This window comes from Mycobacterium sp. NPDC050551 (assembly GCF_040674075.1).
Taxonomy (GTDB): Bacteria; Actinomycetota; Actinomycetes; order Mycobacteriales; family Mycobacteriaceae; genus Mycobacterium.
Window position 1 is genome coordinate 78394 of sequence record NZ_JBFARC010000005.1, and the last position, 25441, is coordinate 103834.

Here is a 25441-nt window from a genome sequence, read left to right on the forward strand (position 1 = left end):
GCTAGAGCCGGCCCATCTCCCGCGACATCAGGGAGCGCTCCAGGAAGTCCAGGCGCGCGGGTGGCTTCGGCCGCTGCGGGGCCTCGAAGAACGCGTGCAGCCACTGGGCGATCCGGTGTGGCCTGCGGGGCGCCAACGGTGCGGCCGCGGCGGTGGAGAACAGCACCTGCTGCTCGGTGATCAGCACCTGGTTGGTCGGCTCAGCCGCGACCGGCACGACCAGCGGCATCGTCGCCGCGGCTGGTGCCGTTGACAGTTCGGTCATCTTATCAACCCCCTCGCGTCCGGACCCCCCGGACTTGATGAACCGAACGCTACGGCGCGACCCCAGCTACCTCACGCGTAGTCGACTACCCGTGCGCGTGGCTACCGCCTCTGTCGCTGTCAGTCCTGTTCAGTGGAATGTCAGCTATCTGCGCGGCGGCAGGAGACGACACCGGACCACTTCCTCGCTAACGCGCCATCGCCACGCTCGGCCGGACTCCTAGAATGGTGGCACCGATGAGCCGACACCGTGACCAGGACGCCTGCCCCGGCGCACTCAGCGTGCACCGGGCCGCCGACGGTGCGCTGGCGCGGGTGCGCCTGCCCGGCGGCATGGTGACACCCGACCAGCTGCGGGCGCTGGCCACGGCGGCCAACGAATTCGGTTCGCCGGCAATGGAGATCACCTCCCGCGGCAACGTCCAGATCCGCGCCGTCACCGACACCGCCGCACTCGCCGACGCGGTCGCCGCCGCCGGACTGTTGCCGTCGGCGTCCCACGAGCGGGTGCGCAACGTCGTCGCGTCGCCGCTGTCCGGCCGCACGGGGGGCGCCGCCGACGTCCGCGCCCTGGTGAGTCTGCTGGACGACGGCATCCAGGGCGCGCCGGAGCTGGCCGGGCTGTCCGGCCGGTTCTGGTTCGGCCTCGACGACGGCCGCGGCGACGTCTCCGGGCTGGCCGCCGACACCGGTGTGCACATGCTCGACGGCGAGACCGCCGCGCTCCTGCTGGCCGGCCGCGACACCGGGGTACGGCTGTCCCCCGCCGACGTGGTCGAAACGCTCGTCACGATCGCCGTGCGGTTCGCCGCCTGCCGCGGAACGTGCTGGCGTGTCGACGAACTCACCGACATCGAGGCGCTGCTCGACGGGTTCGACCGGCCGGCCCCCGCGGGCCGGACATGGCCGCCGTCGGCCCGGCCGCCCGTCGGATGGTTGCCCCAGGACGACGGCCGCGTCACCCTGGGCGCCGCGGTGCCCCTCGGCGTGCTGCAGGCCCGCGTCGCCGAATTCCTGGCCGCGATCGAGGCGCCGATGGTGATCACGCCGTGGCGTTCGGTGCTGGTGCACGATCTGGACGAGGGCGTCGCCGACGTGGCGCTGCGGGTGCTGGCGCCGATGGGCCTGGTCTTCGACGCGAACTCGCCGTGGCTGGATATCAGCGCGTGCACCGGGAGTCCCGGATGTGAGCGGTCCGCGGCCGACGTGCGGGCCGACGCCGCAGCCGCCGTGCACACCCCCGCCGAGGGCCACCGCCACTTCGTCGGCTGCGAGCGCGCCTGCGGCAGCCCCGCCACCGGTGACGTGCTCGTGGCGACCGACTCCGGCTATCAGCGGCGGGTGTCGCGCACCGTAGGGTGAGCGCGTGCTCGACTACATCCGCGACGCGGCGGAGATCTACCGTCAGTCGTTCGCGACCATCCGCGCCGAGGCGGATCTGACCCGTTTCCCCGCCGATGTCGCGCGGGTGGTGGTGCGGTTGATCCACACCTGCGGTCAGGTCGACGTGGCCGAGCATGTGGCCTTCACCGATGACGTCGTCGCCCGCACCCACGCCGCGCTGGCCGCGGGCGCTCCCGTGCTCTGCGACTCCTCGATGGTCGCCGCGGGCATCACCCGGTCCCGGTTGCCCGCGGACAACGAGGTGGTGTCGCTGGTGGCCGACCCGCGGGCGGCCGCACACGCCGAGCGCACCGGCAACACCCGGTCGGCGGCCGCGGTGGAACTGTGGGCCGACCGGCTCGACGGCGCCGTGCTCGCCATCGGCAACGCGCCGACCGCGCTGTTCCGCCTGCTCGAGCTGATCGACGCCGGCGCGCCGGTCCCGGCCGCGGTGCTCGGTGGGCCGGTCGGCTTCGTCGGCTCCGCGCAATCCAAGCAGGAACTCGTCGACAACCCGCGCGGCATCGCCTATCTGATGGTGACCGGGCGGCGCGGCGGCAGCGCGATGGCGGCCGCCGCCGTCAACGCGATCGCGAGTGAGCACGAATGAGGGGCACACTCTGGGGTGTCGGCCTGGGACCCGGCGACCCGGAACTGGTGACCGTCAAGGCGGCCCGGGTGATCGGGCAGGCCGACGTGATCGCCTACCACAGCGCCCGGCACGGCCGCAGCATCGCGCGCGGCATCGCCGAACCCTATCTGCGTGACGGACAGATCGAGGAGCACCTGGTCTACCCCGTCACCACCGAGACCACCGACCACCCCGGCGGCTATGCCGGCGCCATCGAGGACTTCTACCGCGAGGCCGCCGAGCGGATCGCCGCCCACCTGGACGCGGGCCGCGACGTGGCGCTGCTGGCCGAGGGCGACCCGCTGTTCTACAGCTCCTACATGCACATGCACACCCGGCTCACCGAGCGCTTTCACGCGGTGATCGTGCCCGGGGTGACGTCGGTGAGCGCCGCCTCCGCGGCCACCGGCATCCCGCTCGTGCAGGGCGACGAGGTGCTGACCATCCTGCCCGGCACACTGCCCGCCGACGAGTTGCGCCGCCGCCTCGCCGACACCGACGCCGCCGTCATCCTCAAGCTCGGCCGGTCTTATCCGGCGGTGCGGGAGGCACTTTCGGCGGCCGATCGGCTCGACGGCGCCTTCTACGTGGAACGGGCGAGCACGCCGGCGCAGCGGGTGCTGCCCGCAGGCGACGCCGACGCCGATGCGGTGCCGTACTTCTCGCTGGCGATGCTGCCCGGCGGTCACCGCCGCCCGCCGCTGCCCGGTGGCGTGGCCGTGGTGGGCCTGGGACCCGGTGACCCGGACTGGTTGACGCCGCAGAGCCGCCATGAGTTGGCCGCGGCCACCGACCTGATCGGCTACGCCCCCTACCTGGACCGCGTCCGGCCGCGCGCCGACCAGCGCAGGCACCCCAGCGACAACACCGACGAACCCGCCCGCGCCCGCCTGGCGTGCGAACTGGCGCAGCAGGGCCGCGCCGTCGCCGTGGTGTCCTCCGGCGATCCGGGGGTGTTCGCGATGGCCACCGCGGTCGTCGAGGAGGCCAAGCAGTGGCCGGGGGTCGCGGTGCGGGTGATTCCGGCGATGACGGCGGCCCAGGCCGTCGCGAGCCGGGTGGGCGCTCCCCTGGGCCACGACTACGCGGTGGTGTCGCTGTCCGACCGGCTCAAGCCGTGGGACGTGATCGAGAAGCGCCTTGCCGCTGCGGCCGCCGCCGACCTGGTGCTGGCGATCTACAACCCGGCGTCGAAGTCGCGCACCTGGCAGGTGGGCGCGGCGCGCGACCTGCTGCTGCGCCACCGCGACGCGGACACCCCGGTGGTGATCGGACGCGACGTCGCCGGGCCGGACGAGCGGATCACGGTGGTGCGCCTCGCCGACCTCGACCCCGCCGACGTCGACATGCGCTGCCTGCTGATCGTGGGGTCCTCCCAGACCCAGTGGTACCGCGACGATTCCCACGGTGACGACTCCGGTGACCGGGTTTTCACACCACGGCGCTATCCGACCTGATAGGTAGTTCGCATGACTTCGACCGTCTCGATCCCCGCGCGGCCCACCGACATCACCCCGCAGTGGCTGACCTCTGTGCTGGGTGCCGACGTCCGCGAGGTGGACGTCGCGCCGATCGGGACCGGCCAGACCGGCGCCACCTACCGGTTGTCGGTCGGCTACGGCGACGCCGACGTGCGCCTGCCCGCCACCTTCGCGGTCAAGCTGCCCGCCCAGGACGAGGCGGTGCGCGAGCGCGTCACCCTCGGCTACCTGTCCGAGCACGCGTTCTACCAGTCGCTCGCCGACCGCACCACGGTTCCGGTGCCGGACTGCTATCACTGCGAGATCGACCGGGACGGAGCGGATTTCGTGCTGCTGCTGGCCGACATGGCGCCCGCGGTCCAGGGTGACCAGATCGCCGGGTGCACCGCCGAGGAGGCGAGGCTCGCGGCGGTCGCGATCGCCGGTCTGCACGGGCCCAGCTGGGGTGACGAGGACCTCGCGGCCACCCCCGGGATCGCGATGGTGAAGCCCGATGCGGCCTCCGCCCAGGGCATGGGCGACGTCGCCAGGATGGCCGCCGACATGACGATCGAGAAGCTCGGCGACAAGGTGTCGCCGCAGGACCGCGAGACGCTGGTCGAGGCCATGTCGGTGGTGACGCCGTGGCTGCTCACCGAGCCCGACCGGTTCTCGCTGCTGCACGGCGACTACCGGCTCGACAACCTGCTCTTCGACCCCGACCGCACCCGGGTGACGGTGGTGGACTGGCAGACCCTCGGTGTCGGTCTGCCTGCCCGCGACCTCGCCTATTTCCTCGCCACCAGCCTGCCGTCGGAGCTGCGCCCCCAGGTGGAACGCGAGTTGGTCGAGGCCTACCACCGCGAGCTGCTCACCCACGGCGTGCCGGACTACAGCGCCGAGGACTGCTGGCGGGACTACCGGCTCGGCACCCTGCAGGCCCCGCTGATCACGGTGCTGGGGTGCGCGTTCGCGTCGTCGACCGAGCGCGGGGACGACATGATGGCGGTGATGGCGCAGCGCGGCTGCCAGGCGATCCGCGACCTCGGGGCGCTGGAGCTCATCGGGAGCTGAGCCAGGCCACCGCCTCGTCGACGGTGTGCACCGTGTCGACTCCCGCGGGCAGCGGCGGCCGGTCGACCATCACCACCGGCAGATCCAGGGTGGCCGCCGCGTCGAGCTTGGCCCGCGTCATGTCTCCGCCGCTGTTCTTGGTGACCACGGCGTCGATGCGACGGTCCCGCATCAGCTGCAGTTCCTCGTCGTAGCGGTACGGCCCGCGGGACAGCACCAGCTCGTGGCGCCGTGGCAGCACGCCGGCGTCGGGTGCGGTGACGGCGCGGATCAGGAACCAGGCGTCGACGCCGGTGAACGCCGCGATGCCGGAGCGCCCGGTGGTCAGGAACACCCGCGAGAACCCTTGCTGCTGAACCTTTCCGGCGGCCTCCCGATCCGAGCCGACGACGATCGCGGTGCCGTGCGGCCACGCAGGCCGGGCCAGCACCAGGTGTGGCACGCCGGATTGCCCGCACGCCTGCGCGGCGTTGGCGGTGATGGTGGCGGCGAACGGGTGCGTCGCGTCGACCACGGCGTCGACGCCCGCCTCCGCCAGCCAGTGCCGCAGTCCCTCGACGCCGCCGAAGCCGCCGATGCGCACCTCTCCGACCGGCAGCGCGGGGTCGGGCACCCGGCCCGCCAGCGAACTGACCACGTGCACACCGGGATGCAGCCGGGCGGCGAGCGCGCGGGCCTCGCCCGTGCCGCCGAGCAGCAACACCCGCAAGCGGGCCGTCACCGGCACATCTCAATGCCGCCCGCGCCGCGTCCGGCCGCTGGAGTACAGGTAGCTGTCGGTGAATCCCTCGGCGGCCAGCACATCGCCGACGACGATCACGGCGGTGCGGGTGATGCCGGCCGCATGGGTCCGCTCGGCGAGTTCGCCCAGCACGCACCGCACCACCACCTCCTGCGGCCAGCTCGCGAATGCCACCACAGCACAGGGAGTTTCGGGTCGATAACCGCCGGCGAGCAGCTCGGGCACGATCGTGTCGATCTGCGCGGCCGCCAGGTGCAGCACCAGCGTGGCGCCCGGCGCCGACAGCGTGCGCAGATCCTCCCCCGCAGGCATCGCCGTCGACAGCGTCGCCACCCGGCTCAGCGTGACCGTCTGGGCGACACCGGGAACGGTCAGCTCACGGCCCAGCGCGGCCGCGGCGGCGGCGAACGCAGGCACCCCCGGGACGATCTCGTAGTCGACCCCGAGGTCGTCGAGACGACGGCACTGCTCGGCCAGCGCACTGTAGATCGACGGGTCACCCGAGTGCAGCCGCGCGACGTCCAGTCCCGCGGCATGCGCGTCGGCCAGTTCGGTGACGATCTGCTCGAGCGTCAGCGGGCCGGTGTCGACGATCCTGGCCTCCGGCGGGCAGGAGGCCAGCAGATCGTCGGGCATGATCGAGCCGGCGTAGAGGCACACCGGGCACCGTTGCAGCAGTCGCTGCCCGCGCACGGTGATCAGGTCGGCGGCGCCCGGGCCGGCGCCGATGAAGTACACGGTCACGGTGTCACCACCGACCACTGGGTGACCGGCATCGCGGGCCGCCATCCGGTGAATCCGCCCAGCGGCTCGCCGCGGTAGTGCTGGAATCGGCGCAGCTCACCCCCCAACCGTGAATACCACTGCAGCACAAGCGCTTCGGATTCGGCGGTGACGGTGTTGACCACCAGCCGCCCACCGGCGGGCAGCCGCTCGACGCAGGCGTCCAGGAGTCCCGGTGCGGTGACGCCGCCGCCGACGAAGATCGCCGCGGGTGTCGGCACCCCGCCCACGCCTGCACTGCTGAGTTCGGCGGCGTCGAATGCCTCGGGGGCGGCGCCGCGCACGTCGACGCGCACCCCGAACGCCTCGGCGTTCGTCACGATGCGGGCGCGGCGCCGCTCGTCGGACTCGAAGGCGACCGCCGAACACCCCGGTCCACTGCGGCACCACTCGACCGCGATGCTGCCCGCGCCGGCACCGACGTCCCACAACAGCTCCCCGGGGCGCGGAGCGAGCGCGGCGAGGGTGACCGCGCGGATGCCGTGCTTGGTGATCTGCCCGTCGTGGACGAACGCGTCGTCGCCGGGCCACGCCACCCGCTCGTCGGGCAGATAGTGCACGGCCACGACGTTGAGGTCGTCGACGTCGGCGGAACCCCGGTCCGCCCACTGCGCGGCGGTGCCGTCGCGGCGCCGCTCGTCCCGGCCGCCGAGTTGCTCGAGAACGGTCAGTTCGGAGTCGCCCCGGCCGTGCGCGGCCAGCAGCGCGGCCAGCGCCTTCGGTGTGGTGCGGTCGGTGGACAGCACCACCGCGCGGCCGCCGCGGCGCACCGCGGTGTGCGGGTCGGCGGTGACGAGGCTGATCACCTCGGTGTCCTGCACGCTCCAGCCGAGCCGGGCGCAGGCCAGCGTCACCGAGGAGACGTGCGGCAGCACCGACACCCGGTCCGCGCCGAACCGCCGGATCAGCGTCGCGCCGATCCCGTGCAGCATCGGGTCGCCGCTCGCCACCACGTGCACATCGCCGGTGGCCTCACCGAGCGCCGCCAGCGCTGGCAGCAGTGGCGACGGCCACTCGCGCCGCTGCGCGCTCACCGACTCGTCGAGCAGGCCCAGCTGGCGTGCGGACCCGTACACCACCGTCGCGCGCCGCAACTCCGCCGCCGACGCAGGCGCCAGTCCCCCGACGCCGTCAGCGCCGATGCCCACCACGTAGATCCGACTCACCGGTGTCCTCGGCTCTTCGCGCGAGCGCTCATCGCGGCATCCTGCGCCACACCGGCCGCGGCACCAGCCGCAACGCGAAGAACAACACCCGCAGTGCGCCCGGCACCCAGACGTGGCTGCGCCCGCGCCGCAGCGCCCGCACGGTGGCGTCGGCGACCTGCGCGGGTGTGCTCGGCAGCGGCGCCGGCGACATCCCCTCGGTCATCCGGCCGATCACGAACCCCGGCCGCACGACCAGCAGCCGCACCCCCGATCCGTGCAGCGCGTCGGTCAGGCCGGCGCAGAACCCGTCGAGCCCCGCCTTCGCCGAGCCGTAGACGTAGTTGGCGCGGCGCACCCGAACCCCGGCCACCGAGGAGAAGGTCACGATGGTGCCCGCACCGGCGGCCTGCATCGCGGCGGCCAGCGCCGTGAGCATGCTCACCTGCGCGACGAAGTCGGTGTGCACGATCGCCGCGGCGTGTGCCGGGTCGCGCTCGGCGCGGGCCTGGTCGCCGAGCACGCCGAACGCCAGCACCGCGGTGCCGATCGGGCCGTGCTCGGCGACGATCGCGTCGACCAGAGCGCCGTGTGCCGCGACGTCGTCGGCGTCGAACGCCACGGTGTGCACGGCGTGCGCACCCGCGGCCCGCACCGCCGCCACCTGCTCGGCCAGCCGGTCGGGGCCGCGGGCCGCCAGCACCACCGTGGCGCCGGGCGCCAGCCGCACGGCGAGTTCCGTGCCGATCTCGCTGCGGCCGCCGAAGACGACGATCACGCCTCCGACCTTGTCCGCCGTGTCGGCCGTGTCTTTCACAGCTGCGATTATGTCCTGCGCTAGCGTGGGCGTTGATGGCGAAGGCAACGACCCGGCTCACCAACGACGCGATCGCGTTCCTCACCGAACGCCATCTCGCCATGCTGACCACGCTGCGGGCGGACAACTCGCCGCACGTGGTGGCCGTCGGATTCACCTTCGACCCCAAGACCCACATCGCGCGTGTCATCACCACCGGCGGCTCGCAGAAGGCGGTCAACGCCGACCAGCGCGGCGTGGCCGTGCTCAGTCAGGTCGACGGCGCCCGCTGGCTGTCGCTCGAGGGCAAATCCGCCGTGAACACCGACCCCGAGGCGGTGCGCGACGCGGAACTGCGCTACGCCCAGCGCTACCGCACGCCGCGGGTCAACCCGCGTCGGGTGGTCATCGAGGTGCGGGTGGAGCGGGTGCTGGGCTCCTCCGACCTGCTCGACCGCGGCGAGGACTAGCGGGCGGGCGCCGCGCGTCACACCGTCGCGGCGGGACCTGCCGGCACCACGATCAGCTCGTGCGGCCTGCTGTTGACCGGCAGCACTCCGTCTTCGGTGACGATCACGATGTCCTCGATGCGGGCGCCCCACTGTCCCGGGAAGTAGATGCCCGGTTCGACGCTGAACGCCATCCCGGCTTCGAGCGGCAGGTCGTTGCCCGCCACCATGTAGGGCTCCTCGTGCACCGAGAGCCCGATTCCGTGCCCGGTGCGGTGCACGAACGCCTCGGCCAGACCCTCGGCGGCCAGCACGTCGCGGGCCGCGGCGTCGACCTGCTCGGCGGTCACGCCGGGCCGGACGGCCTGCACGGCGGCGTGCTGCGCGCGCTGCAGCACCGCATACCGCCGCGACACCTCGGGATCCGGCTCGCCGATGCTGTAGGTCCGGGTGGAGTCCGAGTTGTAGCCCGGTTCGACCGGTCCACCGATGTCGACGACCACGATGTCGCCGGCCCGCAGTTCCCGGTCAGAGCATTCGTGGTGTGGGTCGGCGCCGTGCGGGCCCGAGCCGACGATGATGAACGCGACCTCCGAATGACCTTCGTCGACAATCGCTTTCGCGATGTCGGCCGCGACGTCGGCCTCGGTGCGACCGGGCACCAGGAACTCGGGCACCCGCTCGTGCACCCGGTCGATCGCCGCGCCGGCCGTGCGCAGCGCGTCGATCTCGGCCGCGTCCTTGACCATCCGCAGCCGCCGCAGCACATCGGTGGCGAGCACCGGGACCACGCCGAGCACCCCGGCCAGCGGCAGCAGATGCAGGGCGGGCATCGCGTCGGTGACCGCGGTGGCGGCCGGTGCGCCGCCGAGCGCGTCGGCCACCAGCCGGTAGGGATCGTCGCCGTCCACCCAGTCGCGCACGGTGATGCCGAGTTCGGTGACCGCCGATTCCCTGAGCGCGGCCAGCTCCAGCCGCGGCACCACCACCGTCGGCGCTCCGCTCGCCGGCACCACCAGGGCGGTCAGTCGCTCGAAGGTCTGCGCCCGCGAACCCGTCAGGTAGCGCAGGTCGTAACCGGGGGTGATGACCAGGCCGGCCAGCCCGGCCTCGCCGGTCGCCTTCGCGGCGGCGGCCAGTCGGCGGGCGTACACATCGGCATCGAAACGGTCGGAACTCATGGCTGAAAGGCTAATCGCCGCCAGTAGTGTGAGCCGAATGCTGCGCGACATCCGCGAACTCACCGACAGTCACGAGTACGCCGAGGAGTTGCGGCGGCGCTGGGGCGGCCTGCTCAGCTACCGCTACATCGGCAGGCAGTACGCCACCATGGATCCGCGGGACGTCGACGACACCGTCGTGGTGCGCCACGACATGCGCAATCCCACCGGTGGCCTGCTGCTCGCGGTGCTGTCGGTCGCGGCGCCCGAGAGCGGGCACATGTCCGACCTCGAGGCCGTGCCCAACCCCGTCGTGCACTCGTGTCAGGTCATCGACCCCGGCCGCGACGTCCGCCGCTTCGAGGTGGTGTCCGAGGAACTGCGGCGCGGCAGGCAGATGGGCTACAGCCGGGCCAAGATCGTCGACGCGGACCGGCCGGACCGCGTGCTCGCCCTGATCGAGGGCCAGGGCGTCAGCATCGGCGTCCCGCCGGAGGGCCTGCAGAAGATGGAGGTCGACAACATCGAGGTGGTGGACTCGCCGAATCTGCCGCCGCTGTGGCAGGTGTTCGGCGGGCACCGCAGGCCGGACGGGCACTGGGCGCTGCCCGAACTGTCCGCCGACGTGGCCTCACCCGACGCGGCGCTGCACATCGGGCCGCAGTTCGTGCTGCTCGAGACGGCGGCCACCGACGCGGCGGCGCGGCTCGCGGGCACCGGGCGGCTGCAGGGCGCGTCGTCACACGTCATGTTCATGGCGCGGGGCACGGCCGGCCCCTTCCGCGCCGAGTCCGAAGCGGTGACCGGCGCCGACGGGCTGCTCGCAGCCAGGGTGGTGCTCTACGACGAGGGCAACGGCGACAGGCCGATCACCAGCGGCGCGTACGTGTTCGAGAGCGCACGATGAGCGGGCCGCTGCTCCTGCTCGACGGGGCCAGCATGTGGTTCCGGTCCTACTTCGCGCTGCCGTCGTCGATCACCGCGCCCGACGGCCGGCCGGTCAACGCACTGCGCGGCTTCCTCGACGCGGTCGCGATGCTGATCGGCCGCGAACGGCCGGGCCGGTTGGTGGTGTGCCGCGACGACGACTGGCGCCCGCAGTGGCGGGTGGACCTGATCCCGTCGTACAAGGCGCACCGCGTCGCGGAGGCCGAACCGGCGGGCACCCCCGACGTCGAGGAGGTGCCTGACGAGTTGACCCCGCAGGTGGACATGATCATGGCGGTGCTCGACGCGTTCGGGATCGCCACGGCCGGCGCCCCCGGGTACGAGGCCGACGACGTGCTGGGCACCCTCGCCGCCCGCGAACGCACGGACCGGGTCGTCGTGGTCAGCGGGGACCGGGACCTCCTACAACTCGTCGCCGACGACCCCGTCCAGGTCAGGGTGCTCTACCTGGGCCGCGGCATGGCCAAGGCGACGATGTTCGGCCCGGCCGAGGTCGCCGACCAGTACCACGTCCCGGTCGAGCGGGCCGGGCCGGCGTACGCCGAACTCGCGCTGCTGCGCGGCGACCCGTCCGACGGTCTGCCCGGTGTGCCCGGAGTCGGCGAGAAGACCGCGGCCACCCTGCTCGCGCAGTACGGCTCGCTGGAGGCGATCGTGGCCGCCGCCGACGATCCGAAGTCCAAGATGAGCAAGGCCTACCGAAAGAAGCTGCTCGCGGCGACGGACTACATCGAGGCCGCCGGTCCGGTGGTGCGGGTGGCCCAGGACGCGCCCGTCACCTTCACCACGAAGTCCGACACGCTGCCGCTGGCCGCCGTTCACCCGCGCAAGGTCGCCGACCTGGCCGGCGAACTGGGCGTCACGTCGTCGGTCGGGCGACTGCAGAAGGCGCTCGACGAGCTGCCCGACTAGCGCGGCCGGCCGACCTCGTAGGTTCCGTCGTCGTCCTGGAACGTGACCGTCACCGTGCGCTTGGTGCCGTCGATGCTGACGTCGCAGTCGAACGTGGCGCCCTGCTTGACCTCGGGGCTCTGGCCGTCGTTGCAGACGACGTCCTGCACGTTCTTGGCGCCGTAGCCGTTCTCCTCGTCGGTGAGGATCTGCTCCACCCCCGACTGCGCGGCGTTGACGTCGAGCTTGGTGGTGACCGCCCAGCCCGGCAGCCACAGCGCCGTCACCAGCACGGCGATGACGAGGATCGCCACCAGCCCGCCGACGACGCCGAGGATCAGCTTCAGCGAACTCTTGGAACCGGACTCGGAGCCGGGCGCCTGGTACTGCCCGTACTGGTTGTACTGGTCGGGCTGCTGGCCGTACTGGCCCGGCTGCCCGTACTGAGGCTGGCCGTACTGCGGCTGCTGACCGGTCTGCCCGTACTGTCCCGGCTGCTGGCCGTACTGCGGCGGCTGCCCGTACTGCTGCCCGGGCTGCTGGCCGTACTGCCCGTACTGCTCGGTGGACGGGTACTGCGGCTGCGGCGCCTGATAGGTCGAATGCTCCTGGCCCGGCTGCTGGTACTGCGGATACTGCTGCTGACCGTAGGCCGGCGGCGGCTGCTGCCAGCTGGGCACCTGGGTGGTCGACTCGTCGGCGGCCTGCGGCTGCCATGCCGGCTGCTGGGAGGTGGACTGGTCACCGCCGGCGCCGGAGGGCTGCCACGATGCGTTCGACGGCTCACCCGACGGCTGATCGGCGCCGGTCTCCGGCTGCTGGCCGGGCCACGGCTGCGAGGGGTCGGAACCCTGCGGTCCGCTCATCGTCTCTCCTTGGTCGTCCTGAGGTGGATCCTGCGGTCAAGTCCTGGGTCGGCTGGCAACACACTACCCCGCATCAACTGCCACGACGCCGCGCCGAATGTCGTTGATGGCGCGTTTCGCCGCCGTGCGCATCGCCGCCGTCGGCGCCGCATTGCGCACCTGGTCGAGCAGGTCGAGCACCTGGCGGCACCACCGGACGAAATCGCCTGCCGACAGCGGTGACCCGCTGCCCGCGACGTCCGATGCGGCCAGCGCGGTCGTGAGATCGCCGGTGGTGGCCCACCGGTACACCGCGGCGACGAACCCGTCGTCCGGTTCACGGCTCGGCCCGATCCGGTGCCGCTGCTCCTCGGCCCGCAACTCGGCCGACGTCCGCCGGGTCCGTGCCAGCGCACGCCGCAGGGCGGCCGTCGGCGCCTCCAGACCCGCTGGCGCGCCGGGTGTGTCGCCCCGGGATTCATAGAGCACCGTCGACAGCACCGCCGCCAGCTCGGCGGGCCCGAGACCCTCCCAGATGCCGCCGCGCAGGCACTCGGCCACCAAAAGGTCGCTCTCGCTGTAGATCCGGGCCAGCAGCCGGCCGTCGTCGGTCGCCTTCGGGTCACCGTCGTCCGCCGTCTCGATGTAGCCGCGCTCGGCGAGCAGCGTGACGATCCGGTCGAATGTCCGGGCCAGCGAATTGGTGGCGGCGGCCACCTTCCGCTGGATCTCGGCGTTGTCGCGCTCGATGCGCAGGTAGCGCTCGGCGAGGCGGACCTTGTCCTCGCGGTCGGGTGCGTGGTGCGCGGGATGGTTGCGCAGCTGCTCCCGCAGCCCGGCCAGCTCGGGGTCGACGTCGCGTTCCGGCGCCTCCCCGCTTCTCCGGCGGTGCGACGGCAGATCCAGGCCGGCAGCCGCCGAGCGCAGCGCCGAGGCCAGGTCACGGCGCGCCCGCGGATTGCGGTGCTCGACACGCTTGGGCAGCGTCATCGACCCCACCGTGGTCGACGCCCCGGTGTAGTCGGCCGACGAGATCCGGCCCGCCCAACGGTGTTCGGTAAGCACCAGCGGCCGCGGGTCGTCGCTGTCGCGGTCCGGTTCGAGGACGACGGCCAGCCCACCGCGGCGACCCTGCGCGATGTTGATGATGTCGCCGCGGCGCAACGCGGCCAGCGCGTCGTTGACGGCCTTGCGCCGGTGCAGCCGCGAGGCCCGCGACTGCGCGCGCTCACGGGTGGAGATCTGCGCCCGCAGCCGCGCGTACTCCAGCACCGGCGACTCGCGCCCGCCCAGCTCGGCGGCGATCTCGTCGAGCAGCCGCTCGCCGCGCTCGACGCCACGGCGCAGGCCCACCACCGAACGGTCCGCCTGGTACTGGGCGAACGACTGCTCGAGCAGCTGATGGGCCTGTTCCGGGCCCATGTGCTGAATCAGGTTGATCGTCATGTTGTACGACGGCGCGAACGAACTGCGCAGCGGGAACGTGCGGGTGGAGGCCAGCCCGGCGATCTCGGCCGGCTCGGCCATGTCGTCGTGGCTGTGCCACAGCACCACCGCGTGGCCCTCGACGTCGATGCCGCGCCGCCCTGCCCGGCCCGTCAGCTGGGTGTACTCCCCCGGCGTCAGCGGCATGTGCTGCTCGCCGTTGAACTTGACCAGCCGCTCCAGCACCACGGTGCGGGCGGGCATGTTGATGCCGAGCGCAAGCGTCTCCGTGGCGAACACCGCCTTGACCAGCCCGGCGGTGAACAACTCCTCGACGGTGTGCCGGAACACCGGCAGCATGCCCGCGTGGTGGGCCGCCAGGCCGCGCAACAGGCCTTCGCGCCACTCGTGGTAGTCGAGCACGATCAGGTCGTCCTCGGGCAGGTCGGCGCAGCGGCGCTCGACGATCTCGGCGATGCGGGCCCGTTCCTTGTCGTCGGTCAGCCGCAGCGGGGACCGCAGGCACTGCTTGACCGCGGCGTCGCAGCCGGCGCGGGAGAAGATGAACGTGATCGCGGGCAGCAGGCCTTCACGGTCGAGCGCGGCCAGCACGTCGGGTCTGCTGGGCGGCCGGGCACCCACCGACCGGCCGCGGTGCGACGACCGGCCGCCGCGGCCCCGCGGCTGCCAGTCCGAGAGCCGGTCGGCCTCTCTGCGGTGCGCGATGTGGCGCAACAACTCCGGATCGACGACGAGTTCGCGGCCACGGGCGGACGGGTCGTGGGCGCGGTAGTCGAAGAGGTCGAACAACCGCTTGCCGACCAGCACGTGCTGCCACAGTGGCACCGGCCGGTGTTCGTCGACCACCACGGTGGTGTCCCCGCGCACCGTCTGGATCCAGCCGCCGAACTCCTCGGCGTTGCTGACGGTGGCCGACAGGCTGACCAGCCGGACGTCGTCGGGCAGGTGGAGGATCACCTCCTCCCACACCGCCCCGCGCATCCTGTCGGCGAGGAAGTGCACCTCGTCCATCACCACGAATGCCAGTCCGCGCAATGCCGGGGAATCGGCGTAGAGCATGTTGCGCAGCACCTCGGTGGTCATCACCACCACGTCGGCGTCGCCGTTGATCGACTGGTCGCCGGTGAGCAGCCCGATGCGCGCCGCGCCGTACCGCGCCACCAGATCGGTGTGCTTCTGGTTGCTCAGCGCCTTGATCGGCGTGGTGTAGAAGCACTTTCGGCCGGCGGCCAGAGCGAGGTGGACGGCGAACTCACCGACCACCGTCTTACCTGCGCCGGTCGGTGCGCACACCAGAACCCCGTGCCCGCTCTCCAGCGCCCGGCAGGCCCGCAGCTGGAAGTCGTCGAGCGCGAACGGCAGCGCGGCGGTGAAGTCGGCGAGTTCGGTCGCCGTCGACTCAGGTGGATTCGTCATCGATCGTGACCCGGGAGGGTGAGGGCACCGCCGACGGCGCCTCGATCGGATCGGCGGTGCCGATCGGCGCGGCTTCGTCTTCGGGGACATCCTCGAGCGCCTCGCGCTTCGCCTTGCGCCTGTCGTGGATGCGCGCGACCTGGATGGCCAGTTCGAGCAGCACGGTCAGCGCGCCGGCCAGGGCGAGCATCGTGAACGGATCAGAACCGGGCGTGGCGAACGCGGCGAAGACGAACAGCCCGAAGATCATCCCCCGGCGCCACGCCTTGAGCCGCTCGTAGGTGAGGACGCCGATCAGGTTGAGCATGATGATCAGCAGGGGGAACTCGAAGCTGATGCCGAACACCAGCAGCAGGTTGATCAGGAAGCCGAAGTACTGGTCGCCGGACAGCGCGGTGACCTGCACGTCGCTGCCGACGGTGAGCAGGAAGCCCAGCGCGGTGGCCAGCACGACGTAGGCCAGCACCGCGCCGCCGATGAACAGCAGCGCCCCGATGGCCACGAACGCGGTCGCGAAGCGGCGCTCGTTCTTGTAGAGCCCGGGGGTGATGAACGCCCACAGCTGGTGCAGCCACACCGGGCAGGCCAGCACGATGCCGGCCAGCAGGGCCACCTTGAGGCGGAGCATGAACTGGTCGAAGGGCCCCGTCGCCAGCAGGCGGCACCCGCCGCCGGGGGTGATGTCGGCGCGCGCGTAGTCGGGCAGCGCGCAGTACGGGCCGCGCAACCATTCACCGAGGCTGTGCATGCCGAAGATGCCGTGGGTGTACCAGAAGAACCCGAGAATCGTCGTCAGCACCACCGCGGCGGCCGCGATGAGCAGCCGGTTACGCAGCTCGGCGAGGTGTTCGACCAACGACATGGTGCCGTCGGGATTGGCCCGGGCGCGCCGGCGGCGCGGATCGAGCTTCCTGAGGATCGGAGGGGTCTGCAACGGCCTGCCTAATGGATGCGACCTACGAGCACAGCCTGACGGGCGCGGCGCCGGGCCGCGTCACACGAGAAGGGTGGGGTCAGGCCGGGCGTTTGTCGGACGACGGTTCGGCGGCGGGTGCGGGATCGGCGACGTCGAGGCGCTCGGAGGCGATCGGCGTGGCCGGGCCGGGCGTCTCGGGCTTCGGCTCGGTCTTGCCGTCGGCCTGCATCTCCTTGATCTCCGACTTGAAGATCCGCATCGACTTGCCCAGCGAGCGCGCGGCGTCCGGCAGCTTTTTGGCGCCGAAGAGCAGCACGAACACCGCGATGACGATTACCCAGTGCCAGGGTTGTAGACCGCCCATGTTGGTCACCTCCAAAGTCTGGGCCGAGTCTACCCGCCTGCGGCGCCGCCCTCGTAGGCGCGCAGCGCCGCGGCGGCCGATTCGCGCACCCGGTGCGCCAGCGACTCCGGGGCGAGTACGCGCACCGCCGGCCCGAAGCCGAGCACGAAGCGGGCCATCCAGTCGTCGGAGGCGTAGGTCATCGCGGCCTCGCAGGCGCCGTCGGGCAGCTCACGCACCACCCGCAACGGGTAGTAGTCGAACATCCACGACGCGGAGCGGTCGATGAGCAGCGTCGCCGACGGCAGCGCCGGATCGGCGGTGTCGGGGTCGAACAGCGAGGTGTCGGGCGCCGCCTCGACCGCCGGCGGCGGGGGCGCGGCGGGCTCGTCGAGCACGCGGGCCTCGACGATGCGGTCGAAGCGGAACAGCCGCACGCCTTCGGCCGACCGGCACCACGCCTCCAGATAACTGTTGTCGCCGACCAGCACCACCCGGATGGGATCGACGACGCGGCTGGTCAACACGTCGTGGGAGGCGGAGTAGTACTCGATGCTCAGCGCGCGCACGTTGCGCACGGCGGCGCGCACCGCGGCGGCCGCCTCGCTCTCCGCCGGGGCGCGCTCGTCGACGGCGGTCACCGCGTCGCCGATGTCGTGACCGGCGGCGCCGGCTGCCGACTCGATCTTGGCGATCGCGCTGCGCGCCGCCTCGGGATCGACCATGCCGGGCACGTCGACGAGTGCCCGCAGCGCCACCAGCACGCCGGTCGCCTCCGGGGAGGTCAGCCGCAGCGGATGGTCGATGCCCGCCGAGAAGGTCACTTCGATGGTGTCACCGGAGAACTCGAAGTCGATGAGGTCGCCGGGACCGTAGCCCGGCAGCCCGCACATCCACAGCTGGTTGAGGTCCTCGCGCAGCTGGCCGACCGAGACACCCAGGTCGGACGCGGCCTCGGTGTAGGTGATCCGCGGGTTGGCCTGGAAATACGGGACCATGTTCAGCAGCCGCACCAGCCGCGTCGAGACCGCACTCACGACGTCACCCCGCTCTCGGCGTGCGCCCGTAATCGCGCCAGCACATCGTCGCGCAGCGAATGCGGCTCCAGCGCAACGGCATCGGCGCCGAAGCTGGCGATCTCGCGGGCCAGCCGGTCGGTCATCCCGATGTCGACGGCGATCTCCTCGCCGGGGCGGCCGGCCAGCGTGCGGGGCCCGATCACGGTGGCCTGCCTGCGCAGCGCGGTGGCGCGGCCGTCGGCCACCCACACCCGCGCCTGCCCGCCGGTGGGCCATTCGGCGACGGCCCGGTGCACGATGTCGCGCAGGTCCACCCCTTCGGGCCGGCGAACGGCGCCCGCCGGGCCGATGGCGGTGACCTCGGCGCCGATCCGCGACAGCCGGAAGGTGCGGGTGGCCTCGCGATCCCGGTCGTGGCCGACGAGGTACCAGCGGCCCCGGTAGGTCAGCACGCCCCACGGTTCGACCGTGCGGGTGGTGTAGGGCTCGCTGCGTGCCGGCCGGTGGCCGAACTGCACGGCCCGGCCCGCGTCGATGGCGGCCAACAGGATCCCGAGTACCTCCTCGGAGCCGCGCAACCCGGGCAGCGCCGCGGTGGAGGTGATCGCCACGCCGTCGGCGACGTCGACATCGGCGCCGGCTGCCCGCAGTTTGAGCAGAGCGCCCTGCGTGGCGGTGATCAGCTCGGGTGACTCCCACAGCTGGGTGGCCACGGCGACGGCGGCCGCCTCGTCGGCGGTCAGCTCGACGGCGGGCAGCGCGTAGGCGTCGCGGTTGATGCGGTAGCCCTCGGTGGGGTCGAACTGGGAGACCCGGCCGGTCTCCAGCGGGATGCCGAGATCGCGCAGCTCGTTCTTGTCCCGCTCGAACATCCGCGCGAAGGCCTCGTCGCTGGGGCTGTCGGCGTAACCGGCGACGACCTGACGGATGCGGTCGGCCGTGATGAACGTGCGGGTCGACAACAGCGCGATCACGAGGTTCATCAACCGTTCGACTTTGGAGGTCGCCACGCCGCCAAGCCTAGGGCTTGTGCTGTCCGTTTCCTCGCACCGGCGGGGCGGCGAGCGGGACGAAGCGCGCAGTTTCCGCTGCCCGGTTGACGCTCGAGCCGCCGATTGGTGCACCAGACGCATCGACACCGCCGTCACAATCAGTAGGACGACGAGCACGGGAGGCCGTGGAATGAACGGACACCTGCGCACTGCCGTGGTGCTGCTCGTCCTCGGCGCTTCGGTCGCGTGCGGCCGTCTGACCGACGGTCACCCGGCGACGCCCGTGACGGCCTTCCCCGACCTCGCGCACTACCCCGAGGTCGACTGGACCCCCTATCGTGCCGAGGACACCCGCCGGTACTTCAGCGGGTCGGCGTTCGCGACCCCCGGCGGGCAGTTGTGCTCGAAGAACACCCGCGACTACGCCCACCGGCTGTGGTGTCACGGGCCGCGGCCCGACATCGACGGCTACTGGGACCTGTCTTTCGGACCGGACGACGCGGCGACCGCGAAGCAGGCGGACCCGCCCGCCGGCGCGGATGCCGGGCCGTCGACGCTGCCGGTGCTGCCGCCGGGCCACCGGATCGCCCTGTCCGACGGAATGGAGTGCGCGGTCAGTGAAGACGCCATGTTCGCGTGCCGCGCAGGCGAACACGGTTTCGTGCTGACCCGCGCGGGCAGCAGGCTGTTCTGAGACGCCCTACATGCTCGCGATGAGCCGCTTGACCCGCTCGTCGACCGACCGGAACGGGTCCTTGCACAGCACCGTGCGCTGAGCCTGGTCGTTGAGCTTGAGGTGCACCCAGTCGACGGTGAAGTCGCGGCCGGCTTCCTGTGCCGCGCTGATGAACTCGCCGCGCAGCTTGGCCCGGGTGGTCTGCGGCGGGGTGTCCACCGCCGCCTCGATGTCCTCGTCGGTGGTGATGCGGGTGGCCAGCCCCTTGCGCTGCAGCAGGTCGAAGACGCCGCGGCCGCGTTTGATGTCGTGGTAGGCCAGGTCGAGCTGGCTGATCTTCGGGTCGGACAGCTCCATGTCGTAGCGGTCCTGGTAGCGCTGGAACAGCTTGCGCTTGATCACCCAGTCGATCTCGGTGTCGACCTTGGCGAAGTCCTGGCTCTCCACCGCGTCGAGCTGACGGCCCCACAGGTCGACCACCTGCTCGATCTGGGAGTCCGGCTCGCGGGTCTGCAGGTATTCGACGGCGCGCGCGTAGTACTCGCGCTGGATGTCCAGCGCACTGGCCTGACGCCCGCCGGCCAGCCGTACCGGGCGCCGTCCGGTCAGGTCGTGGCTGACCTCGCGGATGGCGCGGATCGGGTTGTCCAGGGAGAAGTCGCGGAACGGAACGCCTGCCTCGATCATCTCCAGCACCAGCGACGCGGTGCCCACCTTGAGCATGGTCGAGGACTCGCACATGTTGGAGTCGCCGACGATGACGTGCAGCCTGCGGTACTTCTCGGCGTCGGCGTGCGGCTCGTCGCGGGTGTTGATGATGGGCCTGCTGCGGGTGGTCGCGCTCGACACGCCCTCCCAGATGTGCTCGGCACGCTGGCTGAGGCAGAACGTCGCGGCCTTGGGCGTCTGCAGCACCTTGCCCGCGCCGCAGATCAGCTGCCGTGTCACCAGGAACGGCAGCAGCACGTCGGAGATGCGGGAGAACTCGCCTGCGCGCACGATCAGGTAGTTCTCGTGGCAGCCGTAGGAGTTGCCCGCCGAGTCGGTGTTGTTCTTGAACAGGTAGATGTCCCCGCCGATGCCCTCGTCGGCCAGCCGTTGTTCGGCGTCGATGAGCAGGTCCTCGAGCACCCGCTCGCCGGCGCGGTCGTGGGTCACCAGTTGGGTGAGGTTGTCGCATTCGGCGGTGGCGTACTCGGGGTGGCTGCCCACGTCGAGGTACAGGCGCGCGCCGTTGCGCAGGAAGACGTTGGAACTGCGGCCCCACGACACCACCCGGCGGAACAGATACCGGGCGACTTCGTCCGGACTGAGCCGGCGATGGCCGTGGAACGTGCAGGTCACGCCGAATTCGGTTTCAATGCCCATGATTCGTCGCTGCACACTGTCGAGCTTACGGGGTGCCGTGTGGTAGCGGCGGGCAAGCCGTCGATCGCGCGCCGCGGCGACTGGCGTTGACAGTCGCGTCACCGAATGTCACGGCCGCCCGGTGATCGCACTGGTCCGGGCGCCGGCGGGTGCGCGGGGGGCGGTGCGGAGCCTGTGGATAACGTCGGCGCCGCCGCCCCGGAATCTGTCAGCATGAGGCATGGGGGGACACACCGAGGTCGATCCGGCCCGGCTGCGGGCGTCGGCCGATTCCGTGCGGCGCGCCGCCGACGAGCTCGGCGGCTTGCCTTGGCCGACATTGGATGTCGAGGCTCTCCGCGGGTCCGACGTGGGGAGGGCGGCGGTGCCCGGGGTGCTCGCGACCCTGACCGCCGAACTGGCGGCGGCCCTGCGGGACTGGGCGGGCGCAGCGGTGGCCGCGGCGGCTGCGTTCGAGGGCACCGAGCAGGGCGCCGCCCGCCGCTTCGGCCGGTGAGCGCACCGACCCTGGCGACGGCGTCGGGGTGGCGGCCGGACGCGCTCGCGGCGCTGGCCGACGGCTGGGACACCACCGCCGCGCGCGTCGAGGAACTGCTCGCGTCGATCGTCGCCGCCTGCTCCGGCGGTGATCCGTCTGCCGGTGCGGCGGCCGAAGCCGCGCGGCGCCGGGCTGTCGAGGTGGCAGCCGACGGTCAGGCGCTGCTGCGGGCGACGACGCTGGCCGCGGTCGCCGCCCGCGACGGCGCCGGTCAGCTCGCACGCGCGCTGGCCGACGTGGTGGCGGTGGTGGGCTCCGCACGGGCGGACGGCTTCGTCGTGGCCGACGACGGCACCGTCTCCCCCGGCGCGGCCGCGGCGCCGCTGCTCGTCGCACTCTCCGGCGGGGATCCGTCGATCGCCCGCGGACTGATGGTGCGCAGGGCCGCCGAACTCACGCAGGCGATCACCGCCGCGCTCGACCGGCTGGGCGCCGCCGACGCCGACGCCGCCCGCGACCTCGAGGAGGCGGTCGAGTCCTCCGGCGCACCCGGGCGAGCGCCCGCGGCCACGGATCCGGCTGCGAGTGCGCCGGTGTCGAGCGCCGACCTGGTGGCCGGCTGGCCCGGGCTCCCACAGCACCGCATCGCCGCGCAGATCGCGGCGATGACGCCCGGGCAGCGCCGCACCCTCGTCGACGAGTTCCCCCAGCAGGTCGGCAACACCGACGGCATCCCGTGGGACATGCGGATCGCCGCCAACCGGATCAACATCGCGCAGGCGGTCGTGGCCGAGGACGGCGCCGATCCGGCGTCGCGACGACGCATCGAGCTCTACCGCGGCCTGCTCGCCGAGATCGACGACCCCGCCCGCACCGGCGCGCGTGTCGACCGGCAGATCCTGGCCTTCGATCCGGCCCGGGCATCACTCGTCGAACTCACCGGGTCGCTGGCCACCGCGCGCAGCGTGGCGGTGCTGGTGCCCGGACTGAACACCACCGTCGAGGGGTCGGCGGGGACGACGCAGACCGCGCGCCGATTCGTGTCGGCCACCCGCGGCGACGTCGCGATGATCACCTACCTGGGTGGGCCGTTCCCCCGGGGCAATCCGCTGACCGGCCTCGTCGCCGCCGCCGACCCCCGGTACGCGCTGGACATGGCACCCCGGCTGGTGTCGTTCAGCCACGACGTCGACCGGGTCGTCGACGCGACCGGCCGCAGCGTGCCGGTGACGTACGTCGGGCATTCCTACGGCGGCTCCATCGTGGGCACCGCCGAGGCGCTGGGCCTGACCGGCGACCGGATCCTCTACGTTGCGGCCGCAGGGGCGGGCGTCGGCGTCGAGCATCCGGACGAATGGCACAACCGCAATCCCGACGTGCTGCGGTTCTCGATGACCGCACCGGGTGACCCGATCGAGGCCGTCCAGGGCATTCCGGGCGGTCCGCACGGCGCCGACCCCGACGAGATGCCCGGTGTGATCCGGCTCGACGCCGGCCGCTACGACGACGGCAGGCCGATGGCGGGTCCGGCGGCCCACAGCGACGTGCTGAACTGGCCGTCGGACGCGTGGCGGAACGTCCTGGCGGTGATCACCGGCGACTCGGAGTCGCTGCACGGTCCCCGGGTTCGACCCAGCCGAGTCGGCGGCTGACGGCCTCGGCCGCGGCGACCGTCTGCTCGGCGACCTCGTCGAACCGGTCGTCGCCGAGGCGGTAGGACGGCCCCGACACGCTGACCGCCGCGACCACCCGCGCATCGTCGTCGTAGACCGGCGCTGCGACGGCGTTCAGCCCGACCTCGAGTTCTTCGCTGACGCTCGCCCAGCCGCGTTCGCGCACGCCGGCCAGGTCCCGCAGCAGCGCTTCGATGTCGACGACGGTGTTCGGTGTGTACGCCTCGAGCGGACCGGCGAAGCGGTCCCGGACCTCCTGGTCGGACAGGCCGGACAGCAACGCCTTGCCGCTGGAGGTGGCATGCGGCGGACACGTCTGGCCCACCCAGGTGCGCAGGCTGATCTCCGCGGGCGCGATCGACTCCACGATGTTGATCACCCGGTCGTCGGCGAGGATCGCCAGGTTGCTGGTCTCACCGACGGACTCGGTGAGGCCGTCGCAGACGTCCTGACTCAGCTTGCCGAGGTCGAGGCGCGCCCTGCTGGCACGGGCCAGCCGCGCGATCGAGAAGCCCAGCCGGTACTTGCCGCGGCCCGACACCTGCTCGACGTAGCCGCGGGATTCCAGCACCGCGATCAGCCGTGACACCGTCGACTTGTGCACGCCGAGTTCGGCGGCGATCTCGGTGACGCCCGCCTGCCCCGACTTCGCCAGGCTCTCCAGCACGAGCAGCGCCCGGTCCACTGACTGCACCGCCGCTGCCGGTCTGTCCTCGCCGTTCGCCATCGCCGGTCGATCCTATCCGGGTGGGATCGCGAAGTTGCGGACCCGGCGCTGGACGGCGGCGATCTCACGGAGACCGTCGCCGAGCAGGCTCCGGTTCAACGGCGACAACTCGGCGTAGGTGATGACGTCGCCCGGTGCGTGGCCGGCGGCGAGCTGACCGACCTGGTGGGTCATCCGGAGTCGCTGCACCATCATGAAGACGTCGCACAACGCGGTGACGTCGTGATCGGTGATCGCCCCCGCCTCGGCCGCGGCGGCCAGCCGGGCAGGCGTACCGCCCGCGGTCACGCCGGCGGTCAGGCCACCCCACCTGGCCAGGTTCACGATCGGCAGCACCGCGTGGTTCTTCAGGTCGAACGTGCCGCCGCGCCGGGACAGCACGTCGCGCAGCGAACGGGTGCGCACCTTGCCCGACAACGCGTCGAGCAGTTGCAGGCGCAGCGTGTTCGGGTGCCGGTCACGCATCCGGCGGTAGGCGGCGGGCACGGTGTGCAGGGCCGGATCGCCCCACACCACCCGTCCGTCGATGAGCAGCGACGACAGGATCAAGCCCCGGTCGCGCAGCGGGTCGTCGAGCCAGCCCGTCGCCGCGCCGGACCACTGCGCGGCTGATCGGGAGAACGCGGGCCGGTCCGCGGTGGCGCCGTTGCGGTCCGACGGCAGACCGCACGCGTCGAGGATGCGGTGGGTGCGCGCGGCGAGCGCACGCAGCGAGTCCGCGGCGGGCTGCAGGTGCGTCGCCCACGACAGCGCGCTGTCCACGTCGGAGGACGGCATCGCCTCGCGGCGGGCCACCGAGCCGAGGGTCAGCCAGGCGAACCCGTCGTCCGGGGCGTCGGGCGTCTCGGCCCGCGCCAGTTCGAGCGCCTTGCGCACCAGGCTGTCGATGACGACCGAGAGGATCGCACTGGTGGCCGACGCCTTGGTGCCGTTGCGGAACAGGTCCGCGGCGACCCCGGTCACCCGCTGGCCGACGCGGGCCAGTTCGGCGCTGTCGGCGGCCGTGGCGATCCCGCGGCGCAGCAGGAAGCTCTGCCGGGCGGACGCGGCCAGCAGGTCGCCGTCCTCGAGCACGCCGACGACGTCGCCGCGCGGGGTCACCACCGGCATGTGCCGCAGACCGCACTCGAGCATCTCCATCAACACCGTCTCCGCGCTCTGGTCCGCGGTCACGGTCCGCACCGGCGCACTCATCACGGCCGAGATCGGCACGTCCACCGAGAGTCCCGCCGCGACGACCCTGCTGCGCAGGTCCCGGTCGGTGAAGATGCCGAATGCGCCGTCCGGCAGGCGAATCAGCGCATAGGACACGTGACTGGCCGTCATCTGCACCACCGCATCACGCACGGAGGTGGCCGGCGGCACCACGAGCACGGCGCCGTGCACGAGTTCGCCGACCGCGCGGTTGTCGGTGGCAGGGGCGATCGCGGGGCGCTCGCCGGAGGTGTTCCACGCCGACGACGCCAGGAACGCCAGCCCCGCCGGCCGGGCGAACTGCGCCCGCACCGGCGCGCCAGGCAGCCGGATCAGTGTGCTCGGCACCGACGCTCGCGCGTCGAACTCCATCCCGCCGCCGGTGAGCAGAGGGGTGTAGCCGAAGATCCCGCCGCGCCCGACGATGTCGATGACGGCGCCGTCGACGCCGGCCCGCAGGGTGACCTGACCGGAGTGCACCATCCAGACGTCGTCGGGCACCCGGTCGGTGTAGTCGGCGATCAGCGCGCCGGCCGGGAACTCGACGACCGACGCGCCGGCGGCGAGCGCGGCGAGCTCCTCGTCGGGCATCGCCTGGAACGGCGTGTGCTCGGCGAGGAAC

25 protein-coding genes are annotated in these 25441 nt (G+C 72.3%); 10 read left to right on the forward strand and 15 right to left on the reverse strand.

Features of this window, described 5'->3' with window-relative positions:
* Position 1: 1 nt before the first annotated feature.
* Positions 2–265 (reverse strand): hypothetical protein, encoded by a 264-nt coding sequence (locus AB0K11_RS20255; protein ID WP_364980819.1) that lies wholly within the window; start codon positions 263–265, stop codon positions 2–4.
* 236 nt (positions 266–501) lie between these two features.
* On the opposite strand from AB0K11_RS20255, the gene cobG reads away from it, so the two are divergent.
* Genes cobG through AB0K11_RS20275 form a run of 4 tightly spaced genes read left to right on the forward strand, consistent with a single transcriptional unit; the run spans position 502 to position 4812 of the window.
* Positions 502–1626, forward strand: coding sequence for a precorrin-3B synthase (gene cobG, locus AB0K11_RS20260; RefSeq protein ID WP_364980822.1), 1125 nt, complete (start codon positions 502–504; stop codon positions 1624–1626).
* Positions 1627–1630: 4 nt separating this feature from the next.
* Positions 1631–2257: a precorrin-8X methylmutase gene (locus AB0K11_RS20265; RefSeq protein WP_364980825.1), complete on the forward strand. Its 627-nt coding sequence runs from the start codon at positions 1631–1633 to the stop codon at positions 2255–2257.
* Positions 2254–3735, forward strand: a complete 1482-nt coding sequence (locus AB0K11_RS20270; RefSeq protein ID WP_364980828.1) for a precorrin-2 C(20)-methyltransferase — start codon at positions 2254–2256, stop codon at positions 3733–3735. The genes AB0K11_RS20265 and AB0K11_RS20270 overlap by 4 nt, the downstream gene beginning before the upstream one ends.
* Before the next feature lie 12 nt (positions 3736–3747).
* Complete coding sequence (locus tag AB0K11_RS20275; protein ID WP_364980831.1) at positions 3748–4812, forward strand: aminoglycoside phosphotransferase family protein; 1065 nt, start codon at positions 3748–3750, stop codon at positions 4810–4812.
* Here AB0K11_RS20275 and AB0K11_RS20280 read toward each other — a convergent pair.
* From AB0K11_RS20280 to AB0K11_RS20295, 4 genes are read right to left on the reverse strand one after another with little or no spacing between them, the layout of a single operon-like run.
* Positions 4799–5521, reverse strand: coding sequence for a cobalt-precorrin-6A reductase (locus AB0K11_RS20280; RefSeq protein WP_364981822.1), 723 nt, complete (start codon positions 5519–5521; stop codon positions 4799–4801). The two genes, AB0K11_RS20275 and AB0K11_RS20280, sit on opposite strands and share 14 nt — an antisense overlap.
* 21 nt (positions 5522–5542) lie before the next feature.
* Positions 5543–6298 carry a precorrin-4 C(11)-methyltransferase gene (gene cobM / locus AB0K11_RS20285; protein ID WP_364980834.1) on the reverse strand — a complete coding sequence of 252 codons (756 nt, stop codon included), beginning with the start codon at positions 6296–6298 and terminating at the stop codon, positions 5543–5545.
* Positions 6295–7503 (reverse strand): precorrin-6y C5,15-methyltransferase (decarboxylating) subunit CbiE, encoded by a 1209-nt coding sequence (gene cbiE / locus AB0K11_RS20290; protein ID WP_364980837.1) that lies wholly within the window; start codon positions 7501–7503, stop codon positions 6295–6297. The genes cobM and cbiE overlap by 4 nt, the downstream gene beginning before the upstream one ends.
* A gap of 28 nt (positions 7504–7531) precedes the next feature.
* Entirely contained in the window at positions 7532–8260 is a 729-nt protein-coding gene (locus tag AB0K11_RS20295) for an SDR family NAD(P)-dependent oxidoreductase (RefSeq protein WP_364981825.1), read from the reverse strand.
* A gap of 74 nt (positions 8261–8334) precedes the next feature.
* Between AB0K11_RS20295 and AB0K11_RS20300 the strand changes: the two genes are divergently transcribed.
* Entirely contained in the window at positions 8335–8748 is a 414-nt protein-coding gene (locus AB0K11_RS20300; protein ID WP_364980840.1) for a F420-dependent biliverdin reductase, read from the forward strand.
* Between the two features lie 17 nt (positions 8749–8765).
* On the opposite strand, the gene AB0K11_RS20305 is transcribed toward AB0K11_RS20300, so the two are convergent.
* The gene (locus AB0K11_RS20305; protein ID WP_364980843.1) at positions 8766–9908 is read right to left on the reverse strand and encodes a Xaa-Pro peptidase family protein; all 1143 of its coding nucleotides are present in this window, start codon (positions 9906–9908) and stop codon (positions 8766–8768) included.
* Between the two features lie 37 nt (positions 9909–9945).
* Between AB0K11_RS20305 and AB0K11_RS20310 the strand changes: the two genes are divergently transcribed.
* Positions 9946–10794 carry a hypothetical protein gene (locus tag AB0K11_RS20310; protein ID WP_364980846.1) on the forward strand — a complete coding sequence of 283 codons (849 nt, stop codon included), beginning with the start codon at positions 9946–9948 and terminating at the stop codon, positions 10792–10794.
* The gene (locus AB0K11_RS20315) at positions 10791–11747 is read left to right on the forward strand and encodes a 5'-3' exonuclease (RefSeq protein WP_364980849.1); all 957 of its coding nucleotides are present in this window, start codon (positions 10791–10793) and stop codon (positions 11745–11747) included. Before AB0K11_RS20310 ends, AB0K11_RS20315 begins: the two co-directional genes overlap by 4 nt.
* Here AB0K11_RS20315 and AB0K11_RS20320 read toward each other — a convergent pair.
* The 6 genes from AB0K11_RS20320 to AB0K11_RS20345 form a co-directional block, all read right to left on the reverse strand.
* Positions 11744–12592, reverse strand: a complete 849-nt coding sequence (locus AB0K11_RS20320; RefSeq protein ID WP_364980852.1) for a DUF4333 domain-containing protein — start codon at positions 12590–12592, stop codon at positions 11744–11746. The two genes, AB0K11_RS20315 and AB0K11_RS20320, sit on opposite strands and share 4 nt — an antisense overlap.
* A gap of 63 nt (positions 12593–12655) precedes the next feature.
* Entirely contained in the window at positions 12656–15433 is a 2778-nt protein-coding gene (locus AB0K11_RS20325) for an RNA helicase (protein ID WP_364980855.1), read from the reverse strand.
* The gene (gene tatC / locus AB0K11_RS20330; RefSeq protein ID WP_364980858.1) at positions 15417–16367 is read right to left on the reverse strand and encodes a twin-arginine translocase subunit TatC; all 951 of its coding nucleotides are present in this window, start codon (positions 16365–16367) and stop codon (positions 15417–15419) included. Before tatC ends, AB0K11_RS20325 begins: the two co-directional genes overlap by 17 nt.
* Positions 16368–16446: 79 nt before the next feature.
* Positions 16447–16713: a Sec-independent protein translocase subunit TatA gene (gene tatA / locus AB0K11_RS20335; protein WP_364980861.1), complete on the reverse strand. Its 267-nt coding sequence runs from the start codon at positions 16711–16713 to the stop codon at positions 16447–16449.
* Between the two features lie 29 nt (positions 16714–16742).
* A complete protein-coding gene (locus AB0K11_RS20340; RefSeq protein WP_364980864.1) occupies positions 16743–17729 on the reverse strand; it encodes a YafY family protein in 987 nt (328 codons plus the stop codon).
* Entirely contained in the window at positions 17726–18721 is a 996-nt protein-coding gene (locus AB0K11_RS20345; RefSeq protein WP_364980867.1) for a YafY family protein, read from the reverse strand. Before AB0K11_RS20345 ends, AB0K11_RS20340 begins: the two co-directional genes overlap by 4 nt.
* A 172-nt stretch (positions 18722–18893) precedes the next feature.
* Between AB0K11_RS20345 and AB0K11_RS20350 the strand changes: the two genes are divergently transcribed.
* Complete coding sequence (locus AB0K11_RS20350) at positions 18894–19397, forward strand: hypothetical protein (protein ID WP_364980870.1); 504 nt, start codon at positions 18894–18896, stop codon at positions 19395–19397.
* A 6-nt stretch (positions 19398–19403) separates the two neighbouring features.
* Here AB0K11_RS20350 and pafA read toward each other — a convergent pair whose 3' ends face one another.
* On the reverse strand, positions 19404–20762 hold the full coding sequence (gene pafA / locus AB0K11_RS20355; RefSeq protein WP_264012757.1) for a Pup--protein ligase: 1359 nt from the start codon (positions 20760–20762) through the stop codon (positions 19404–19406).
* 205 nt (positions 20763–20967) lie between these two features.
* Between pafA and AB0K11_RS20360 the strand changes: the two genes are divergently transcribed.
* Both AB0K11_RS20360 and AB0K11_RS20365 read left to right on the forward strand, forming a co-directional pair.
* On the forward strand, positions 20968–21243 hold the full coding sequence (locus AB0K11_RS20360) for a hypothetical protein (RefSeq protein ID WP_364980875.1): 276 nt from the start codon (positions 20968–20970) through the stop codon (positions 21241–21243).
* The gene (locus tag AB0K11_RS20365; protein WP_364980878.1) at positions 21240–22877 is read left to right on the forward strand and encodes an alpha/beta hydrolase; all 1638 of its coding nucleotides are present in this window, start codon (positions 21240–21242) and stop codon (positions 22875–22877) included. Before AB0K11_RS20360 ends, AB0K11_RS20365 begins: the two co-directional genes overlap by 4 nt.
* Here the strand turns inward: AB0K11_RS20365 and AB0K11_RS20370 are convergent.
* Both AB0K11_RS20370 and AB0K11_RS20375 read right to left on the reverse strand, forming a co-directional pair.
* Positions 22816–23625 carry an IclR family transcriptional regulator gene (locus AB0K11_RS20370; protein ID WP_364980881.1) on the reverse strand — a complete coding sequence of 270 codons (810 nt, stop codon included), beginning with the start codon at positions 23623–23625 and terminating at the stop codon, positions 22816–22818. The two genes, AB0K11_RS20365 and AB0K11_RS20370, sit on opposite strands and share 62 nt — an antisense overlap.
* A gap of 12 nt (positions 23626–23637) precedes the next feature.
* Entirely contained in the window at positions 23638–25410 is a 1773-nt protein-coding gene (locus tag AB0K11_RS20375) for a putative nucleotidyltransferase substrate binding domain-containing protein (RefSeq protein WP_364980884.1), read from the reverse strand.
* Positions 25411–25441: the final 31 nt, after the last annotated feature.

What these genes read in the sequence shown, in the direction of transcription:
- AB0K11_RS20300 (WP_364980840.1), top strand. Translation starts at nt 8,335, where the DNA reads ATGGCGAAGGCAACGACCCGGCTCACCAACGACGCGATCGCGTTCCTC.
- AB0K11_RS20310 (WP_364980846.1), top strand. Translation starts at nt 9,946, where the DNA reads ATGCTGCGCGACATCCGCGAACTCACCGACAGTCACGAGTACGCCGAG.
- AB0K11_RS20255 (WP_364980819.1), bottom strand. Translation starts at nt 265, where the DNA reads ATGACCGAACTGTCAACGGCACCAGCCGCGGCGACGATGCCGCTGGTC.
- tatA (WP_364980861.1), bottom strand. Translation starts at nt 16,713, where the DNA reads ATGGGCGGTCTACAACCCTGGCACTGGGTAATCGTCATCGCGGTGTTC.
- AB0K11_RS20270 (WP_364980828.1), top strand. Translation starts at nt 2,254, where the DNA reads ATGAGGGGCACACTCTGGGGTGTCGGCCTGGGACCCGGCGACCCGGAA.
- cobG (WP_364980822.1), top strand. Translation starts at nt 502, where the DNA reads ATGAGCCGACACCGTGACCAGGACGCCTGCCCCGGCGCACTCAGCGTG.
- AB0K11_RS20325 (WP_364980855.1), bottom strand. Translation starts at nt 15,433, where the DNA reads ATGACGAATCCACCTGAGTCGACGGCGACCGAACTCGCCGACTTCACC.
- AB0K11_RS20375 (WP_364980884.1), bottom strand. Translation starts at nt 25,410, where the DNA reads ATGCCCGACGAGGAGCTCGCCGCGCTCGCCGCCGGCGCGTCGGTCGTC.
- AB0K11_RS20320 (WP_364980852.1), bottom strand. Translation starts at nt 12,592, where the DNA reads ATGAGCGGACCGCAGGGTTCCGACCCCTCGCAGCCGTGGCCCGGCCAG.
- AB0K11_RS20315 (WP_364980849.1), top strand. Translation starts at nt 10,791, where the DNA reads ATGAGCGGGCCGCTGCTCCTGCTCGACGGGGCCAGCATGTGGTTCCGG.
- AB0K11_RS20370 (WP_364980881.1), bottom strand. Translation starts at nt 23,625, where the DNA reads ATGGCGAACGGCGAGGACAGACCGGCAGCGGCGGTGCAGTCAGTGGAC.
- AB0K11_RS20350 (WP_364980870.1), top strand. Translation starts at nt 18,894, where the DNA reads ATGAACGGACACCTGCGCACTGCCGTGGTGCTGCTCGTCCTCGGCGCT.
- AB0K11_RS20305 (WP_364980843.1), bottom strand. Translation starts at nt 9,908, where the DNA reads ATGAGTTCCGACCGTTTCGATGCCGATGTGTACGCCCGCCGACTGGCC.
- AB0K11_RS20360 (WP_364980875.1), top strand. Translation starts at nt 20,968, where the DNA reads ATGGGGGGACACACCGAGGTCGATCCGGCCCGGCTGCGGGCGTCGGCC.
- AB0K11_RS20275 (WP_364980831.1), top strand. Translation starts at nt 3,748, where the DNA reads ATGACTTCGACCGTCTCGATCCCCGCGCGGCCCACCGACATCACCCCG.